General features: G+C 43.6%; 15 protein-coding genes and 1 tRNA gene. 2 read left to right on the top strand and 14 right to left on the bottom strand.

Annotation, left to right across the window (positions count from 1 at the left end; genetic code table 11):
- Positions 1-34 precede the first annotated feature (34 nt).
- From MSBRW_RS05560 to MSBRW_RS05500, 13 genes are all read right to left on the bottom strand, one after another.
- Positions 35-601 carry a 30S ribosomal protein S7 gene (locus MSBRW_RS05560; RefSeq protein WP_048103085.1) on the bottom strand — a complete coding sequence of 189 codons (567 nt, stop codon included), beginning with the start codon at positions 599-601 and terminating at the stop codon, positions 35-37.
- A complete protein-coding gene (locus MSBRW_RS05555) occupies positions 598-1,026 on the bottom strand; it encodes a 30S ribosomal protein S12 (protein ID WP_011308588.1) in 429 nt (142 codons plus the stop codon). The genes MSBRW_RS05560 and MSBRW_RS05555 overlap by 4 nt, the downstream gene beginning before the upstream one ends.
- A 106-nt stretch (positions 1,027-1,132) precedes the next feature.
- Complete coding sequence (locus tag MSBRW_RS05550) at positions 1,133-1,558, bottom strand: NusA-like transcription termination signal-binding factor (protein ID WP_011308589.1); 426 nt, start codon at positions 1,556-1,558, stop codon at positions 1,133-1,135.
- Between the two features lie 20 nt (positions 1,559-1,578).
- Positions 1,579-1,875, bottom strand: coding sequence for a 50S ribosomal protein L30e (locus MSBRW_RS05545; protein ID WP_011308590.1), 297 nt, complete (start codon positions 1,873-1,875; stop codon positions 1,579-1,581).
- Between the two features lie 256 nt (positions 1,876-2,131).
- Positions 2,132-3,382 carry a DNA-directed RNA polymerase subunit A'' gene (gene rpoA2, locus MSBRW_RS05540; RefSeq protein ID WP_463510128.1) on the bottom strand — a complete coding sequence of 417 codons (1,251 nt, stop codon included), beginning with the start codon at positions 3,380-3,382 and terminating at the stop codon, positions 2,132-2,134.
- A gap of 29 nt (positions 3,383-3,411) precedes the next feature.
- Positions 3,412-6,054, bottom strand: a complete 2,643-nt coding sequence (locus MSBRW_RS05535; protein ID WP_048136530.1) for a DNA-directed RNA polymerase subunit A' — start codon at positions 6,052-6,054, stop codon at positions 3,412-3,414.
- A 12-nt stretch (positions 6,055-6,066) separates the two neighbouring features.
- The gene (gene rpoB / locus MSBRW_RS05530; RefSeq protein WP_011308593.1) at positions 6,067-7,881 is read right to left on the bottom strand and encodes a DNA-directed RNA polymerase subunit B; all 1,815 of its coding nucleotides are present in this window, start codon (positions 7,879-7,881) and stop codon (positions 6,067-6,069) included.
- A gap of 14 nt (positions 7,882-7,895) precedes the next feature.
- Entirely contained in the window at positions 7,896-9,491 is a 1,596-nt protein-coding gene (locus tag MSBRW_RS05525) for a DNA-directed RNA polymerase subunit B'' (RefSeq protein ID WP_011308594.1), read from the bottom strand.
- A gap of 211 nt (positions 9,492-9,702) precedes the next feature.
- The gene (locus MSBRW_RS05520) at positions 9,703-9,939 is read right to left on the bottom strand and encodes a DNA-directed RNA polymerase subunit H (protein WP_011308595.1); all 237 of its coding nucleotides are present in this window, start codon (positions 9,937-9,939) and stop codon (positions 9,703-9,705) included.
- Positions 9,940-10,028: 89 nt separating this feature from the next.
- Positions 10,029-10,105: transfer RNA gene (locus MSBRW_RS05515), tRNA-Lys, on the bottom strand.
- A gap of 655 nt (positions 10,106-10,760) precedes the next feature.
- Positions 10,761-11,330 carry a DJ-1/PfpI family protein gene (locus tag MSBRW_RS05510; RefSeq protein WP_011308596.1) on the bottom strand — a complete coding sequence of 190 codons (570 nt, stop codon included), beginning with the start codon at positions 11,328-11,330 and terminating at the stop codon, positions 10,761-10,763.
- 402 nt (positions 11,331-11,732) lie between these two features.
- Positions 11,733-12,494 (bottom strand): UPF0280 family protein, encoded by a 762-nt coding sequence (locus tag MSBRW_RS05505; protein WP_011308597.1) that lies wholly within the window; start codon positions 12,492-12,494, stop codon positions 11,733-11,735.
- A 120-nt stretch (positions 12,495-12,614) separates the two neighbouring features.
- Positions 12,615-14,603 (bottom strand): DUF460 domain-containing protein, encoded by a 1,989-nt coding sequence (locus MSBRW_RS05500; RefSeq protein WP_011308598.1) that lies wholly within the window; start codon positions 14,601-14,603, stop codon positions 12,615-12,617.
- A gap of 726 nt (positions 14,604-15,329) precedes the next feature.
- On the opposite strand from MSBRW_RS05500, the gene MSBRW_RS05495 reads away from it, so the two are divergent.
- Complete coding sequence (locus MSBRW_RS05495) at positions 15,330-15,695, top strand: hypothetical protein (RefSeq protein ID WP_155398123.1); 366 nt, start codon at positions 15,330-15,332, stop codon at positions 15,693-15,695.
- Between the two features lie 260 nt (positions 15,696-15,955).
- Here the strand turns inward: MSBRW_RS05495 and tnpA are convergent, their stop codons facing one another.
- Positions 15,956-16,369, bottom strand: a complete 414-nt coding sequence (gene tnpA / locus MSBRW_RS05490) for an IS200/IS605-like element ISMba17 family transposase (protein ID WP_268990311.1) — start codon at positions 16,367-16,369, stop codon at positions 15,956-15,958.
- Between the two features lie 27 nt (positions 16,370-16,396).
- On the opposite strand from tnpA, the gene tnpB reads away from it, so the two are divergent.
- Entirely contained in the window at positions 16,397-17,509 is a 1,113-nt protein-coding gene (tnpB, locus tag MSBRW_RS05485; RefSeq protein ID WP_011308601.1) for an IS200/IS605 family element RNA-guided endonuclease TnpB, read from the top strand.
- Positions 17,510-17,731: the final 222 nt, after the last annotated feature.

Here is a 17,731-nt window from a genome sequence, read left to right as displayed (position 1 = left end):
ATAATTTTTATATCGAGGCAACCCGCATAAGCGATTAGCGTGCTGCCTTTGCTACTCTTTCCTTTGCATCCTTTCTATTAATAGCGAAAGACTTCGTGTCACGATTTGCAGCGCCTATTAATTCAGTTGCCAGACATTCCGCAACCGAGCGCTTGGATTTGAAAGCTGCATTGTTGGTTCCCATACTGATGTAGCGCAGAGCTGTGTCCACACGCCTCTGTGGTGCAGTATCTACTGCTTTTGGCACGGAGATTCCGCCGTATTTCAGCCTTACTACTTCTTCCCTGGGACCCGCGTTGGCAATAGCATCCACAAGCACCTGGATAGGGTTCTGCTTGGTTTTCTTGCTCACGATGTCGAAAGCTTCTTCAACGGCACGGAGAGTCTTCTGTTTCTTTCCTGTGTTAATCTCGGTTCTCATCAGGTTATTTGCCAGACGTTCTACGATAGAAATCTCTGATTTGTTAAACTGCTGCCTGGCATGCTTTCCACTGCTATGAGGAACAATAACAGGAGTGAGACTGACATAGCGCTTAATACCTAGGTCTCGGACTTCAACTTCAGTCGGATCCCATTTGCCAAATATCTTCAAGAAAATCATCTCCTGGGTTTTTCCAATCTGCCGATGACCATCTGGTTCAGGGACACGTTGTTTACGGCAGTTACTCTGAAGCGTACACCCGGAATATCACCCATAGCACCACCCATGCGGCCTCCAATCCTTTCCACGGTCACTTCATCGTGCTCATCAATGAAATTCACTGCGCCGTCCCCTGGACAAAAAGCAGTTACCTGGCGCCCGTTTTTAATGAGCTGAATTCTTACGCACTTGCGGATAGCTGAGTTTGGCTGCTTTGCTTCAACTCCTACCTTTTCTAACACAATACCCCGACCCTGCGGTGCACCACCTAGCGGATCGGCTTTCACGTTCAGCCCAAGAACTCGCCTGCCGTAGGATGTATCTTTCCAGCGGGCATTTTTCCTGGTCTGTTTGAGAATATTAGCTGCATATTTTCCTTTAGCCATTGTTAATTTCTCCAAATTAAAAATTGATCTCAGTTTTCTAGAGGCATACTGGATGCCAGATTGTCCTTCAACGCCGGATTAATGGATCAATGTAAATTAAGTTAGATTACTGCAGGATCACATCTTCTATATTGTGATGACGACGGGCAAGCATCTTTACTTTTTCTATATTTTTACCATTACGGCCTATGGCAAGCCCCTTCTCTTTATTGGGTACCTCTACATAAGCTAATCGCTTGCCATTTTTGTTTATAATGTTTACTGAACTCACGGACACAGGTCCGAAGGCGTTCTTCAAAAAGGTGACAGGTTCATCTGAATATTCCACAAGTTCAATTGGTTTGTCCAGAGCCTTTTTAACACGGTTTATATTCTCCCCATTTCTGCCTATAGCAAGTCCCATATCACCCTGTTTTACGACATATACGAGCCTTTCCTCTTCAGGAATACAGTCGAGGATTTTAGCTCTTGTCATATTTTCAAATAACGCAATGTACTGGATGCTTTCTGCAGTAAGTCTTATTTCACCCAAGACGTTGCCAACTCCTTTTGTTAAACTGTAGCAGCCAAGATATCGGATTCTCCTACATCGAGGATTGCCATGGCCGCAATCGTAAAGGGCTTACCACATACAGGCCCGAGTTCTACACTTGTGCCTTCGTATTCCAGTACAGGGACATTTGTTTCCTGAACTTTCGTTTTAATTTCTTCGGGGCAGTTTGATGCCAGGACCACCATTTTTGCAGAGCCATCTGCAGCTGCATCCATGGTCCGATTGGCTCCAACTATTACTTTTCCTGTTTTCACAGCCTTGATAAGAGATTTATCAACATTGATCTTCATTTTCATCAACTCTGTCTCAAATGAGCTCGTCTACTCTATCTCGTTCCTAATAAAGATTTTCCAAGCTCGGTGAATATATGGTACTCTAAATACCTGATGCCTTATATTTATTTTCTGGTTATGAGCTTCGCAGGCTCAAGTTTCTGCATCAGGATTTTCCGAGTTTTGTAAAGGTAATGTATACCTGATCTGAACTGGTCTTCTATCAGGCTACGAATTTAAATAATTATAGGTTGAATTTCGGGTTTTTACCTTGAAACCTTCACTCTTCTGCTGCTTCTGCTGCTTCTGCTGCTTCTGCCGCTTCTGCTGCTTCTGCCGCTTCTGCTGCTTCTGCCGCTGCCGCTTCTGCCGCTGCCGCTTCTACTGCTTCTTCAATTTCCTCTCTTCTTCTGGTTATAAGGTGCACGTCTCCAGTTCCCATACGGATAGGCTGGCCAACAATAATATTTTCCGTGACCCCCTGGAGCTGATCCACATCACCGCGCATCCCTGCATCCAGCAGATGATTTACCGTAACTTCGAAAGCCGCACGGGCAAAGACACTTGCCTTTTCACCTGAAATTCCGTGTCTTCCGATCTGTTTTACTTCTCCATCACAGGTCATGAGATCGGAAACGAGCATAATATGCCGGATGTCCACAGTAAGACCCTGTTCGCGCAGGGTGTCTGTTGCTTCCTTGATAATTGCATTCCTTGCAGCTTCGATCCCAAGCACTTCATAAATTTCATTAATATTATTTGTACTTGTTCTTGTCTTGTCCACACCATCGAACTGAAGCACTTCACGCAGGGCCGAACCTTCAGTATATAGTGTGTATTCTTCCCCTTCCTTACGAACTACCACACGCTTGATCCCTTCTATCCCTTTCAGAGTGACATTATGGATACTTTTTGCAAGCTGAAGAAGCTCCCTGTAAGAAGGTTCTCCCGGGGCAATAATAATCTGGTTATCTATATCCGGGGAAATGGTAACCATTACATTCAATTCTTCGTTGAACTTTTCTTTTACCTGATCTATAGTAATGTTCCTGCCTTCCATCGCCTTCTCGTGCAGGTCAATTATCAATTTCATCTGGGAAAGATCAGTGGTCACGTCAGCAATGTGATCGATTTTCGTTGCTTCAATTTCCCAGGCAAGGGCTCTTGTCTTTTCCCTGTCGTAAGCATAATCTTCAGGATTCTCTTTAGAAAGAGCAATTGTCATCATAGGAGTACTCGGAATTTTTCGAGCATCCACAATTTCGATAAGACGGGGAAGACCGAGAGTAACGTTAATCTCGGCCACACCAGCATAGTGGAAAGTACGCATTGTCATCTGAGTACCCGGCTCCCCTATGGACTGGGCTGCAACCACACCGGCAGCATCACAGGGCTCAATGCACGAGCTACGATATTCTTCCATTACCTGTTCTATAATCTCTTCCATTTCCTTCTTACTTACTCCGGCTTTGATGACATCCTCTCTTAGAGTATTAAGGATATTCGAAGGGAGAGGCAGGTCCTTTATCATACTATCGATTGTACTTTCACTGATACTCATCAGGCCACCTCCCGGTTTGCTACAGAACGGACAATCCTATGGATTGTATCGGGTTTGCTGAAATCGCTTTTTGTGGGGTTAATCCCATCTTCTCCGAATTTAAACTGCACGAGCACACCTCTGGTATCCCTGACCGTGAGGTCGTACTGAACTTCCAGGTCCTGGAGCGCATTGACAAGCCTTCTCTGCAGGTACCCTGATTGTGATGTCCTGACCGCAGTGTCCACAAGACCTTCCCTACCACCGATTGCATGGAAGAAATATTCAGTTGGATTAAGTCCGCTCTTGTAGCTTGCCTTTACGAACCCGTGAGCGTCCGAACCAAGGTCTCCCTTCTGGAAATGGGGTAATGTCCTGCCTGCATATCCTCTGCGGATACGTTCTCCACGCACGGCCTGCTGACCAACACAGGCTGCCATCTGAGTAAGGTTCAGGATGGAACCTCTTGCCCCAGAACGGGCCATGATAACTGCCGAGTTTTCAAGCCCCATATGGCTGTCTGCTATGTTACCTGTCTCGTCTCTGGCCTTTCCAAGCTTTTGCATGATGCTCATTTCGATTGTCTCATCGAGGGTTCTTCCAGGAAGAGGTTCAAGCTCCTTATTCTGATAAGACTTGATGAGGTTCTGCACAGCATCTTCAGCTTTGCCGAGGACTTCATTGATCTGGATCCTGGCTTCTTTCGGAATATCTTCATCAGCAATTCCGAAGCTCAAGCCTGTCCGCATAATAGCCCTAACTGCAAGCATGGTCATATTATCTATAAAGCGAGCTCCGACTTCAGGGCCTATTTCCTTGATAATACGGTCCTGAACTTTTCCTTTGAATGCTCCGATGGCGGCCTCGTCTATCGTTCCTTTAATGAGCTCTCCGTCCCGGATTACCACATAGGCATCGTTCGGGCACTCCTCTTTCTTGCAGATGTCACAGTGCGAGCAGACCTGGGCTGCAAACTGTGTATTAAGGTTTTTAGGCAAGATCTGGCTGAAGATTTGCTTTCCTGTCCAGTAGGGCTTTCCATCGGGATCGTATCCTGCAGGGGAAGGCAGCTCTCGGATATTGCTCTTCCGGAGCATATCATAAGCGTCATCGGCGTAGATGTGGTTCTCAAAACGTGTCAGCAGGAAAAGTCCTGAAATATGGTCATGGATCCCACCTATAATAGGACCGCCGAAACGTGGAGAAAGAATGTTTTCCTGAACCTGCATCAAGATCTTTGCCTCAGCCCTGGACTCTTCGGTCTGAAGGGCGTGCATGTTCATCTCATCCCCATCAAAGTCAGCGTTATATGGAGGGCATACAGCAGGATTCAGCCTGAAAGTCTTATTCGGAAGCACCTTCACAGAATGAGCCATAATACTCATCTTGTGCAGAGACGGCTGTCTGTTAAAGAGTACAATATCTCCATCTTTTAACTGGCGTTCAACTGTCCATCCGAACTCCAGTTTTTCGGCAAGGTCATCTTTGTTTACATTGGTAACTTTTATACGCCTGCCGTCAGGACGCAGTACGTAGTTCGCTCCTGGGTGTATATCCTCCCCATTGCGCACGTAAATTTTGAGCTGCTCTATATTCCTTGGTGTTACCACCGAGGGCATTGTAAGGATCCGTGCAATGGGCATAGGAACCCCTACTTCATTAATACTCAAGTTTGGATCCGGAGAAATTACCGTACGAGCCGAGAAGTTAACACGTTTACCCGAGAGACTTCCTCTGAAACGTCCTTCCTTGCCCTTTAAACGCTGGGAAAGGGTTTTTAAGGGTCTGCCTGACCTGTGCCTTGCAGGAGGTATCCCTGAGACAGAATTGTCAAAGAAGGTTGTAACGTGATACTGAAGGAGTTCCCAGAGGTCCTCAATAATGAGCTGAGGAGCACCAGCTTCCCTGTTTTCCTGGAAGCGCTGGTTAATTCTGATAATATCTACGAGTTTGTGGGTCAAGTCGTCTTCACTACGCTGCCCGGACTCAAGGGTAATCGAAGGACGAACTGTAACAGGTGGTACAGGCAGAACTGTAAGTATCATCCATTCAGGCCTTGCATTCTTTGGGTCCATCCCGATAACCCGGATGTCGTCGTCAGGGATATTCTCAAAACGGTCCCTTATCTCGGTAGGAGTCAGCTTCTCCCCATTTTCGAGATATTCAGTGGGTTTTTCGAATTTAATTTCCAGCTGTTCCTCATTGCAGTAAGGGCAGGTCTTTACTTTGCTGGCCTCCTTATAAGCCTCATTAATCAGGTCATCGGGCATATGTCCGATTTCCTCAATGCCTATAAGCTGGTCCAGAAAATGCTGTTTCTGTGCAGGGTCAAGCAGTAGCCTGCTGCATTTCCTGCAGGTAGCCCTGAGAAGTTTTCGGATTACTTTATTGAAACCAACATGGACTACCGGGGCGACAAGTTCGATGTGCCCGAAGTGTCCAGGACATTCACCTGCTCGCCCTGAACATGTCTTGCAGCGAAGCCCTGGGTCAATAACTCCGAGCCTCGTGTCCATAAGCCCCATGTCAATTGGAAATCCGTCATCGTCGTAAGTGTCGGCTGTGATGATCGGAGTTGAACTCATTTTACGGATCTCTTTTGGAGACAGTAAGCCGAATTTAATAGAAGAAATTCTTTTCGGAATTGGAGGTACATTTGCCATATCTGTCTCACCTCATACCGCATCTTCAAGTTTAAGCCTGGGCGCAACTCCCAGGGATTTGATTTCGTCCAGCAGCAGCTTGAATGCATAGCTCATCTCCACTGGGTATATATCCGTGTCAGCCCCGCAGGTTGAGCAGAAAGCGACATTTCGCTGCTTGTCATACGTTGCAATCATTCCACAGTGAGAACAGACAAGTTCAACAACCTTATCTGACTCGTCGAGCAGCCTCTCTTTTAGCGACATGGCAGCTCCGTGTCCTACCAGCACATCACGCTCCATTTCTCCGAATCTGAGACCACCTTCTCTGGCTCGGCCTTCGGTTGGCTGGCGGGTAAGTACCTGTACAGGCCCACGAGACCGTGCGTGCATCTTCGAAGTGACCATGTGGTGCAGTTTCTGGTAGAGAATAACCCCAACAAAGACATCTGCAGGGATCATCTTGCCGGTAGCTCCGTCGTAGAAGACCTCTTTTCCGGTATGAGCAAACCCATGCCTCTTCAGAGCTTCTCTGAGGTCTTCTTCGTTTTCTCCTGAGAAAGCTGTTGCATTAACTCGTCTGCCTTCCATGGAACCTACCTTTCCGCCAATCATTTCCAGGACGTGACCTACAGTCATACGGGAAGGAATTGCATGTGGGTTGATCATCAGGTCCGGAGTCAGGCCGGATTCCGTAAACGGCATATCTGCAATCGGGACTTTCAGGCCGATAACTCCTTTTTGCCCATGCCTTGAAGCGAATTTGTCCCCTATGTCAGGAATCCTTTCATCTCTTACCTTTACTTTGGCAAGCCTGGTTCCATTAATGGATTCGGTCAGAATTACAGTGTCAACAATTCCGGTTTCATTTGACCGCATTGTGATCGAGCTTTCTCTCCTCTGCTCGACTGAAATCCCGAAGTCTGACGGTTCTTCAAGGAACCTTGGTGGACTGGTTTTTCCGATAAGTACATCATTGGGGCCAACCGGGGTTTCGGGATTTACAAGCCCGTCTGTATCCAGGTTTGCATAGGCTTCTGCACTACGCGCTCCACGGTATTCGGAGTCAGGAATCTCGAACTTATCTTCCTGTCCACCCGGATACCTTCGTTCTTCCCCTTCGAAAGTTCTGAGAAAGTGACTTCTCCCGAGGCCTCTTTCAATTGAGCCTTTATTGAAAATCAGGGCATCTTCAATATTATACCCTTCATAAGAGAGAATCGCGACCACGAAGTTCTGTCCCGCAGGTCTGTCGTCAAAACCTATTGCTTCCGAGGTTCTGGTTCTGGTCATTGCCCTCTGAGGGTAGTGAAGGACATGGGCCCGGGTATCAGGTCTGAGCTTCTGGTTTGCGGTTGCAACCCCAATACACTGTTTGATCATGGCTGCACCCATGGTGTTACGCGGAGATGCATTATGTTCAGGATAAGGCACCATTCCCGTAGAGATCCCAAGAATAAGTTCAGGATCAATCTCCATGTGAGTGTGCTTTGAATTAAGGTCAGCTTCATAGAGTGCGATGTAGGCGTTTTCTTCTTCTTCGGCATCGAGATACTCTATACAGCCTTCTTTTACCAGGTCATCAAAGGTGATTTCCTTGTTCTTAATTTTCTCTACGTGCTCTTCGGTTACCCTGGGAGCTCCGTTCTCCACAACTATAAGTGGCCTTCTTGCTCGGCCCATATCGGAGTTTATAATTACTTCTCTTGTGTTGCTATTAAGAGCGACATTAACCTGTCTGGATATGAAACCCTGCCGCCTCATCTTTCTGAGCTCGTCTACAAGCTCCGCAGGGTTATCGTGGGTCCCGACAAGCTCCCCGTTTATGAATACTTTTGCTTTAGTCATCTGACATCGCCCCCTCAATCACCGAACATTGATCCGGAATCGTCCATATCTGAGTAATCGTAAAACTCATCATCTTTGAATTTGCTTTCGCTTTCCGAAGGCTCTTCGTATTCTTCAACAATCTCTTCTCCGAACTCATCAAGTAATGTTTCTTTCATTTTGGACGGGAGTTCCGGTACCTTTACAACCACGCGCTCGACGTTCAGGTCATGGAGGATTTTCTTAATCCCATCGATATCTTCTATACCTGTTGAAAGTTCAACCATCTCGGCAAAGTTTTTCACCAGACCACAGTTTGGACCTTCAGGAGTTTCCGAAGGGCAAAGCCTTCCCCACTGGGTTGCATGCAGGTCTCGGGCCTCAAAGTGAGGCTGAGCTCGTGAAAGAGGTGAAATTACCCGGCGCAGATGAGAAAGCGTGGAGATATAGTCGTTTCTGTCAAGGAGTTGGGACACACCTGTTCTTCCTCCAACCCAGTTTCCAGTTGCCAGTGGGTGCTGCAGGCGGTCAGTTAACACATCGGCCCTGACTATTGTTGCGACATTTAACTCCCTGTTTCTCATGTTTGCGCGTTCGAGCTGGTATTTTATGTCTCTTGCAAGCCTGTTGAAAGATACCCTGAAGAGGTCTTCCATCAGGTCTCCAGCTAGTTTCAGTCTTTTGTTTGCATAGTGGTCTTTATCATCTTCCGAACGCTTGCCCAGGGCCAGCTCGAAACAGGACTCAGCCATTCTTGCCAGGAAGTGAGCCTTGGAGATTCTGTCTTTCATGTCGTTTCCAAGATGGGGAAACAGGTACCTGTCAATAACATAGTTTGCTCTTTTTATCTGGTATTCCTTAGCCTGGCCTGCAGCGACCCGGGCCCCGATTTTCTCGATTGCTTCGTCCTGGGTTTCGACTTCGGCTTCTTCAAGGTTTTCCAGCATGAACTTTATAATTTCGGGATCACTTGAAACTGCATTTACAATATCTTCGTCAGTTACAATCCCAAGAGCTCTCATAAGAGTAATGAAGAATACTCGGCCTGAAATCGACGGGAAAGAAACCTCGAGCAGAGACTTTCTTCCTCTTTCTACGATTACTAGAGCTCTGTATCCGCGTTTCTGTGAGAAAACCTTTGCAACTTCTATAGTGTCGCCGTACCTCTCCCCATACTCTACAAGAATTTTGTTAGGAGCGAGATCTTCTAGGGTCATAACCACCCTTTCGGTGCCGCCGATAATGAAATATCCCCCAGGGTCAAGTGGATCTTCCCCATAGCGAACTTTTTCGGTTTCGCTAAGTCCTGGAAGGTTACAGATCTTAGATTTGACCATTATAGGGAGCTGTCCTATTTTTGCTTCCATTGGTTCGGACTCAATTCCCTCTTTTACCACGCTCATTTCGAGGTAGAGAGGGCCTGAGTATGAGAGGTTCCTGAGCCTTGCCTCGTTGGGATAAAGTTTTTCGATTGCCCCGTCAGCTTCCTTTACCACAGGATGCTCTACCCGAATTTTTCCAAGTTTGAGGTAGGTATCCTCGATATCGGTTTCTATTATTTTCTGTTCATCTATGATTTTTTGCAGCCCGTAGTCTATAAACTTGTTAAACGAGTCTATATGGTGCTGCACTATCTTGTCCCGTGTAAAATAAGCCTGCGACAGTATACTTGTTTCTAACGCGATGATAGCACCCTCTTTGCTTTATTAAAATGAAAATCAAGAGATTCTGATCCTTGGATCGGTGTGTAACTGTTGAGTTTTGCCATACGATGGTGCATGGAATTCAAAAAGGTATTCCGTAAAGAAAATTTGATCATACAAGCGGTTTACTCCCCTCCGCTTATTCGATCACAAGTCTGTAGTATTCTGCCTCCCCTGCAGTTTGACTTATTCTTGTGATTTTCACCACGTCTCCGACAACAGCTCCAATTTCTTTGCAAACAGGATCATGCACTTTGATTTTCGGAAGTTGCTCCTTTTCAATAGAATACTTGCTTAAAACAGACTTCAACTCGCCTTCAGGCATGATTTCATGTTTAGGGACCGACTCATGGTCGAGCAGGCTGAATTTTGTCAAATCCTTTCCTCCAAAAATAAAGTATTCAAAAAATTTGTCAGATTGATTTTCCCCGTGGATGGCCTTTCCATCGGGTATAATTAAGAATATGGCGGGCCCGTAGGGATTTGAACCCTAGGCCGTCTGGTTAAAAGCCAGACGCTCTGCCTGACTGAGCTACGGGCCCAGTTGCTTTTCTTTTTTCATATTACTTTTTACACCTGGTTTTTCATGCTACCCTGCTGCCCCGCTGCATCAGGGAGCACCTCTCACACCAGTGCAACCCTCTAATTCCAGCTATTCTATAAATAGTTTATGGTGAAGAGGTTTTTTCTTTCACAATTACTAGACATTTAAGCTAAAATTATTTCTTTCGTGACGAATTTCAACCAAATTTTTCCCAATTTTGCTGGAAAAATATATGTACGAGAATTCTCAACTTTTTAAAAGTAAGGCCAAAAATTCAATTTTATTTCTTTTATTTCCGGGTAACTTGAGACTTTTGCCCCGATTCTTAATAATGTCTCGATTTCCCGATAGTCACCCTCTCCAAAATAAAGATAAATAAGTCAAATAATCAATGTCAAATCCAAATTTCTAAATTTAAAATTAAGAAAATTAAGTTAAACATTTAGAAATATAAAAATAAACACTTTTAAAAAATGCAGTCGAGTGTAATAGAGTATATCTTGAGTGTAATAGAGTATATCTTGAGTGTAATAGAGTATATCTTTAAACTCCAATGCTTCCATCTTCTATAACATAAATAAGATAAAGAGCAAAGTAAGTTTGAGGATGGGTTTTGGATAAATCCATCCTGCAAAAAATCATTTAACCCTTACTTAGATGCTTATGCTTGCACCGAGCAGTTCAACAAAGGCTCTTAACCAGGCTGGGTGATCGGGCCACGCTTGAGCTGTTACCAGGTTTTTGTCTATAATTACCGATTCGGACTGCCAATTAGCACCGGCTAACCGACATTCCGGAGCACATGCCGGATATGATGTTACCTTATAGCCTTCCAGGACTTTAGCCGCTGCCAAAAGCTGCAGTCCATGGCAAATGACTGCTACAGGCTTGCCAGCCGCAAAGAAATCCTGTACGAGTTTAATGGTCTCATCATACATACGAATGTATTCAGGGGCTCTGCCTCCCGGAACGACCAGACCTGCATAATCATCTGCTTTTACTTCAGACACAGAAACATCTACCGGGATGCGATGCCCCGGAAGCTCAATATAGGTGTCGAGCGTGGTGAAGTCGTGTACGACCAGTTGCAGCACATCCCCCGTTTTTTTGTTGGGTGCCGCTATATCCACCTGGTAGCCCAGCATCTGGAGTGACTGTTGGGGTACTTTCACCTCATAGTCCTCGGCGCAATCACCTGTTAAGATCAGGATTTTCTTAGACATGTATTTACCTCCCTGCGGTTTTAGCAATTTCAAGTCATCTAATTTGTGTTTTCAGGATAAACCGACTTAGTTCAAAATCGAGTTACAAAAGTAGCTGTAACATCATTCATCTAAACTGTAACTTATATCAAGTAACGATGTTACGAAACAAACACACTAACGATAAATTGTTACCTTATTAATTTTATAACTTTAAGAATTTTTCCGAGCTGCCAATTTTTCTAAAGATTTCAAGCAGTTGTGACAACGCCTATCAATATTTCATAATTTCATAAAAAGACATAATTCTTAAACATAAAACCAGCTAATTATTAGGATAGCACCAGATAATCGTGTAAGGATAGCACCAGATAATCATGTAAGGAGAGTACCAGATAATCACATAAGGTGAGCATCGGATAATCACGCTTTAGTTATATACTCATACCTGACATCTGCCCTTGTAACCCTTGGCACCTGTCCCCACATGCCAATATATTCTCCCTGGATAACAAGTGCCCCTTTTATTTCTGGAATTCCCTTTACGGCTTTGAAAGAAGCTTCCACAGATTCCTTTCCTATATTTACCTCATTTCCAAGAGCCGTTGCAGCCGCATCCGCCAGTGAAACATCGTCCGAGAATACTGCAGCCGCATCTGCCATCCCAAAGCTAATTGAAGGGCCAACTGTCCCTGCTGAAGTGCATACGCCTGTAATCGAGCCTCTGGGTTCGAACACCAGCCCCAGGTTTTTAATAGTAGACTGCCCTGCATAGATCCCTACTACAACAGGTCTGTCATTGATAAGTGCAATATCCCCGCCGTTATCAACAATAGCATACTTTGCTCCTGCTTTAACCATTGATTCTACTGCAAGAGCCGAAATTGTGCCTGCAACCGCACTCATTGGCCCTATGCCCATAGTGTTTCCTGCTTTTACCATCCTTCTTACAACCTCAGGGGCATTTTCCGGGCATTCGTAAGGTTCGAGAGTGAGCTGAAAATAAGGATCGGAAAAAATGTAAGTCTCAAGGGCTGCCCTATGGATGCGTATCGCTTCTTTTGCGGCTTCAATATGAGCCAGGTTATCGGCTGCAATGGTAACTATGGTTTCCTTAAGCTGGAAATGCTCTTTAATTGGAAAGCTGGCAGGTTCATTAGCATGTTCATTTATGGGATCTGACATGTTGATTCAGATTGAATTTATTGCTTAAAAAAGAGGTGCTTCCAAAATCCCATCTCGAGAGAGGTAAGTTTTATGCAAGAAAAATATGGGACAGACACGAAATTATTAAAATGGACCTTTTTAAACCAGGCCCCTGCGTCTTTCACTCCTATATTCGTCAAAAAGGCTCTGCAGTTCGTCCTGTTTGGCTTTGTGGCGTCTTGCATCGGCTTCAGTTTCCCAGACTGCAATTGCGGCTTTAAGGGTTTCTGGTTCGGCCATTGCAAAGTCTTCAGCCCTTTCAAGCGGGATATTCTTTAAGACCGGCACATCACCTTTGAAGAAGGTTTCCTCGGCTGCGTGCGAAATATCCTCAGGGATGAGTACGGCACGAATTCCGGCTTCTACAAGGATCTGAGCGGTTGCAGTTCCGCCTCCGCTTGGGTTTTCAAGGAAAACTACATCACCTGTCTTAAGCCCGTATTTTTCCTTTGTTTCGGCAATGGACTCCTTAGTAAAGGCAGCAATAACTTTGACAGCCGTACCTTCGCCACGGACCTCCATCTTCTGGATTTTACGCAGCTTGTTGCTTCTGCGCCGAAGCTCCTTTACAGTTTTGCTTTTATGACTGACCTCTTTTTTCAGGTTTGCAATGGTCTCGTTCCTGATCTTGATTTCTTTTGATTTCCGAATTTCACTGTAAGCTTCCTTTTTGAAGCTGTTTAACCTTGACTCAAGCTTTGAGATTTTTCGGTCTTTTGCAATCAGTTCTTTCTTTAATTCCTCAAGATATTCCTGAAGATTCTGAATCTGCTCGCTCTGCCGCTGGACAGTCTCCCTCATTTTCAGGAGAGATTCGTCAACTGCCCTGTCCTCCGGCTTTTCGGCATGTTCTCTTGGCTTTGGCTTTTCAGTCTCACCTGATGCCCGAGCTTTCTCAATTGCTGCTTCTATCGAAGCTCCACGGATAACATAGAACTTTATCAGCTCAAGATCTGCATTTTGAGGAGCTTTCTTTTCAATCCTGGAAAATATGTTTTTATAACTCCTGTAGGTGAGAAGAGCAGCAGTCAGTGCATCCCTTTCGTGGTCATTAGAGTAGCCAAAAGTCCTTCCAAGCGCTATTTTTTCCTCGGCAGAAACCTCAATACCAGGACTTGCAGGTACAGCATTGAAACTTCTTCGGATTTTCTCAACTGAACCCGGCATTGGAGTTACATCGCTGGCAACAACCGCAGGTTTTCCGTATTCGGCAATAAGTTTGACAACTTCATCAGGAGCTATTCCCCTGGAGCTTTTCAAGTAAAGAAGCTCTCCGTCAAGAGAGAGAATCGCTATTCCCACGGTTGTTCCCGGATCGATTCCCACAATTGTAAACTTACGTCTCTGGTTCTTCGGTTTGAGGGGGACGTATCGGATTCTATCGCGCTCAACACTTCTTACGCTTACCTGAGCATCGTTACTTGCCATTGGATGTATCGGTATCTCTCCACGTTTTGCATAGACGGTGAATTCAGACCTGACATAGCCTCCGAAACCTTTTACGTTTACGGTTTCGAACCTGATGCCTTTTTCCCGAGAAAGGTCTTTCAGAACATTCTCAATCTCCCTGCTCCTTTGCAACACAGCTCCATGTACCTTCCTGCGGTACCGGTTCTGACTCCAGCCTCCCCTCCCCAGGGAACGGGCTCTACTGACTTTAATTTTAGTAATATCTTCAAAAAGGGAAACCTCATGCCCAACTCCCATATCTGCAAGGCGGGCACATGCTTCGGCTTCATCATTCGGGTTTTCGGGATCAAAAGAGAAACCGTGTTTCCGTGCAAGCCTTACAAGTGGTTCAGGATGCAGCCCACCTGTAACCTGAACAAGTTTAACGCCCTCAGGCAGCTTTTCCATAAGAGAAAGAAGCTCGCGTCGGTCGGCTGCAAGCTCGAAAATATTGTCAACAGCTATTATCTCCGGCTTTTCCCTCTGGATCATATTAAAGATTTTCTGGCGACGGAGCATACTGTGATGGAAAACTTCCCCATCCTTAAGGATAGCAAGTGCATACCTGGGAAGTTCTCTTGCCCTGGGAGAGCCCCGGGCAATATCAATTCCATAGATAATCCTTTTTTGCATGAGCATCTATATTTTATTTTTTATTCAATATATATTTAACTGCACTCGTTTTACTATTTAGAACTATTTATTTATGTGTCTTCTAGAGTAATATGGGCATTTTAGTAAAAACAGGCGTATTCCAGATAGACCTTCCAGCCGTGTCCGAATAGTACGGGTTCGAAGAAACCATGATTTAAGTTATTATTGCACTGCGTGATCTTCTTAAAATTTCATTTTACTGGTAGCAGTACATTTTACTGCCTGGACTTTTTTCAGGATATTTCCCGGTTGTTAACACATATTCAACTGTTTTGGTCCTGTCTACAGCAATACTGCCCCCAGATAATACCAATCCTGTTGACACGGGTCGACTTTATATGAAATATGCTTGCCTAAAACGTTACCGAGTATGGAATTTACAGTTGAATTACAAAACAAAAAGTGAAATCATTAAGCTATCTGAAATTGTCAGTTTTAATAAACTCTCATGTACCTGATTCTAGCACGCGGTTGCATAAATTTGGAAATGGTGTCAAAAGTATCATATATGTGGACTATAAATATAACATTGGTAAGTATTAAAAATACTTGAAATATGTCTCGGGGTTTATTTTTAGAATCTTTTTCTTGATATGCGCATATTCTCGAGAAAAAACAAACATTGTAACACGATGTGTATGGAAAATAACAGCATAGAAATAGTTTGAGGTGCAATAGATGTTAAAAAATCGTCTTATAATAACAGGTTTAGTGGTGTGTTTAATCCTTGCAGCGGTTCCATCGGTCTTGAGTGCGGCATCTTCTCAACATCTGGGAGTAGGTCTGAGCTCAAGCAGTCAGCAGACAACAGCCCCTGTCTTATCGCAAAAATCAGTATCTACAACAGCTGTGAAGAATGCCATAGCAACAGAATATTGGCTTGAACTGAAGGCTTATCCTTCCTCCAATACAAAAGCTCTTTGGCTCTATGCAGGCAATGACTGGAGGTACTTATCCAAACCATCCAGCAGTATTGAAACCTCTGTACAAAATGCATTCGCTAATCCTGATACCTTCCAGGTTAAAGTCTGGTATTCTGGAAACAAAATTGTTGGATTAGTAGTAATGACTAAATAATTGTAAGCAAAAACGAATTTAAATTGCATAGAAAACAGAACCGTAAATTCTGTTTAAAGATTATACCTATATGCTTTTTAGATTCTGTTTACAGATTATAGCCCTATATACTTTTTAGAGCTTAAACAGTTGTCGGCTTTGAGACAACTTTTAATTTTTTTAAAATATTCACACAAAGAATATAAGGTTTCATAACGGGTTTTTATATGAATAAGCGTAAAACCCCTAAGTCTTTAGCTTAGGGGATATAAGCGTCAACTTCAACCCTGATTTCGTATATAATATTCTACCGCCTCTTTACTAACATTTCCGATTGTAGACGCAAAATATCCCTCACTCCATAACGTATTTTCACCCCAATAATACTTTTCCAGATATTCTTTTTGTGTTTTCCATAACCTGTTCGTAGATTCTTGTTTCAATTTTCTGACAATTGACAAAACACTGACTTTAGGCTCGCTCTTAATCAGGAAATGTATATGGTCTTTGTCTGTTTCCATTTCAAGAATTTCAAAATTTGACTCTTTTGAAATGTCATACATAATTTGTTTAAGTTCTTCGCTAATCGGTTCAAGTGCGACTTTTCGGTATTTGCAAACAAAGATAATATGATACATTAACAAAAACTTGCTATGATTCCTTGTCTCGCATTTCTTATTTACCAAAAACTCTATATATTGTTAAAGAGTATACTACTCTGTATGATGAAAGCGTTCAAATTTAGACTCTATCCTACACCTACGCAGTCTGTTCAATTGAATCAGCATATAGGTAGCTGTAGATTTGTCTACAATTGGGCGTTGGATCAAAAAATTAAAACTTACGAACAAACAGGAAAATCAATTTCCAGATTTGACTTAAACAAAAAGCTTCCCGTCTTGAAAGCTTCTAATGAATGGTTAGGAGAAGTCAATTCTCAATCATTGCAGGGAATGACTAAGCAGGTTGAGTCTGCCTTCACTCGATTTTTCCGAGAGAAGAACGGCTTTCCTAAGTTCAAATCTAAGAAAAACCCAATTCAATCTTTTCCTGTACCTCAACACTACTCCGTAGACTTTGAAAACAACACAGTTAAGCTCCCTAAAATAGAACCAATTAAAGCAGTTTTTCACAGGAAGTTTGAGGGCGAGCTTAAAACAGCTACTGTTTCAAGGACATGTAAAGGACATTACTACATTAGTATCCTTGTTGAAGATGGGAACGAACTTCCTACAAAACAGAAGTATTCAGAATCTACTACAGTGGGTCTAGATGTCGGGATTAAAGATTTTGCTATACTTTCCACAGGAGAAACGATTGAGAATCCTAACTACCTGAAAAACTCTTTGAACAGGTTAAAGGTTCTTCAAAAAAGAGTATCAAGGAAACAGAACGGTTCTAAGAACAGGGTAAAAGCCAAACATAGGCTTGCTGTACTACATGACAAAATAACTAATCAGAGGAACGACTTCCAGAACAAACTCTCTTTTAAACTCATAAGCGAAAACCAAGCAATAGCTCTGGAAACTCTGAATGTTAAAGGAATGGTCAAGAATCATCATTTGGCACAGGCTATAAGTGATTCCGCATGGAGCAGTTTTGTAACAAAACTAGAGTATAAAACTGAATGGTACGGAAAAACCATCCTGAGAATTGGGCAATTTGAATCATCTTCTAAAGTATGTCATGTTTGTGGATATCATAATTCATATTTGACATTAAAAGATAGAGAATGGACTTGCCCAGACTGTAAAACAAAACATGATAGAGATATAAATGCCGCTATCAATATCAAGAAATTTGCTCTCATAGATCAAAATCGAATTGGATTATAACACCTGCGGAACGCGGGGAAGAGCTTGGGGACTTGCCCTCAATAGAGGGAGGAATGAACCAAGAAGACACTCAGTCTTTAGATGAGTGGTAGTTCACAAATAGAGTAACAGAGTTTCTTGCAATTCACTTTTGGCAGATAATTTGTTTACTTAATACTTTTTCTTTATTGCATTTTTGCTGAATAATACATTCTTATCAGTTTCAAGTCTTTCATATTTGAA

The sequence above is a fragment of the Methanosarcina barkeri str. Wiesmoor genome, from assembly GCF_000969985.1.
GTDB lineage: Archaea > Halobacteriota > Methanosarcinia > Methanosarcinales > Methanosarcinaceae > Methanosarcina > Methanosarcina barkeri_B.
The sequence above is the reverse complement of the archived record's forward strand: the minus strand, read 5'-3'. Positions and strand labels throughout refer to the sequence as shown.

Bases quoted from the DNA above. Each gene is read 5' to 3' on its own strand.
- MSBRW_RS05560 (WP_048103085.1), bottom strand. From the start codon at position 601: ATGATTTTCTTGAAGATATTTGGCAAATGGGATCCGACTGAAGTTGAA.
- MSBRW_RS05555 (WP_011308588.1), bottom strand. From the start codon at position 1,026: ATGGCTAAAGGAAAATATGCAGCTAATATTCTCAAACAGACCAGGAAA.
- MSBRW_RS05545 (WP_011308590.1), bottom strand. From the start codon at position 1,875: ATGAAAATGAAGATCAATGTTGATAAATCTCTTATCAAGGCTGTGAAA.
- rpoA2 (WP_463510128.1), bottom strand. From the start codon at position 3,382: ATGATAAAGGACCTGCCTCTCCCTTCGAATATCCTTAATACTCTAAGA.
- MSBRW_RS05535 (WP_048136530.1), bottom strand. From the start codon at position 6,054: ATGGCAAATGTACCTCCAATTCCGAAAAGAATTTCTTCTATTAAATTC.
- rpoB (WP_011308593.1), bottom strand. From the start codon at position 7,881: ATGACTAAAGCAAAAGTATTCATAAACGGGGAGCTTGTCGGGACCCAC.
- MSBRW_RS05510 (WP_011308596.1), bottom strand. From the start codon at position 11,330: ATGTCTAAGAAAATCCTGATCTTAACAGGTGATTGCGCCGAGGACTAT.
- MSBRW_RS05505 (WP_011308597.1), bottom strand. From the start codon at position 12,494: ATGTCAGATCCCATAAATGAACATGCTAATGAACCTGCCAGCTTTCCA.
- MSBRW_RS05500 (WP_011308598.1), bottom strand. From the start codon at position 14,603: ATGCTCATGCAAAAAAGGATTATCTATGGAATTGATATTGCCCGGGGC.
- tnpB (WP_011308601.1), top strand. From the start codon at position 16,397: ATGATGAAAGCGTTCAAATTTAGACTCTATCCTACACCTACGCAGTCT.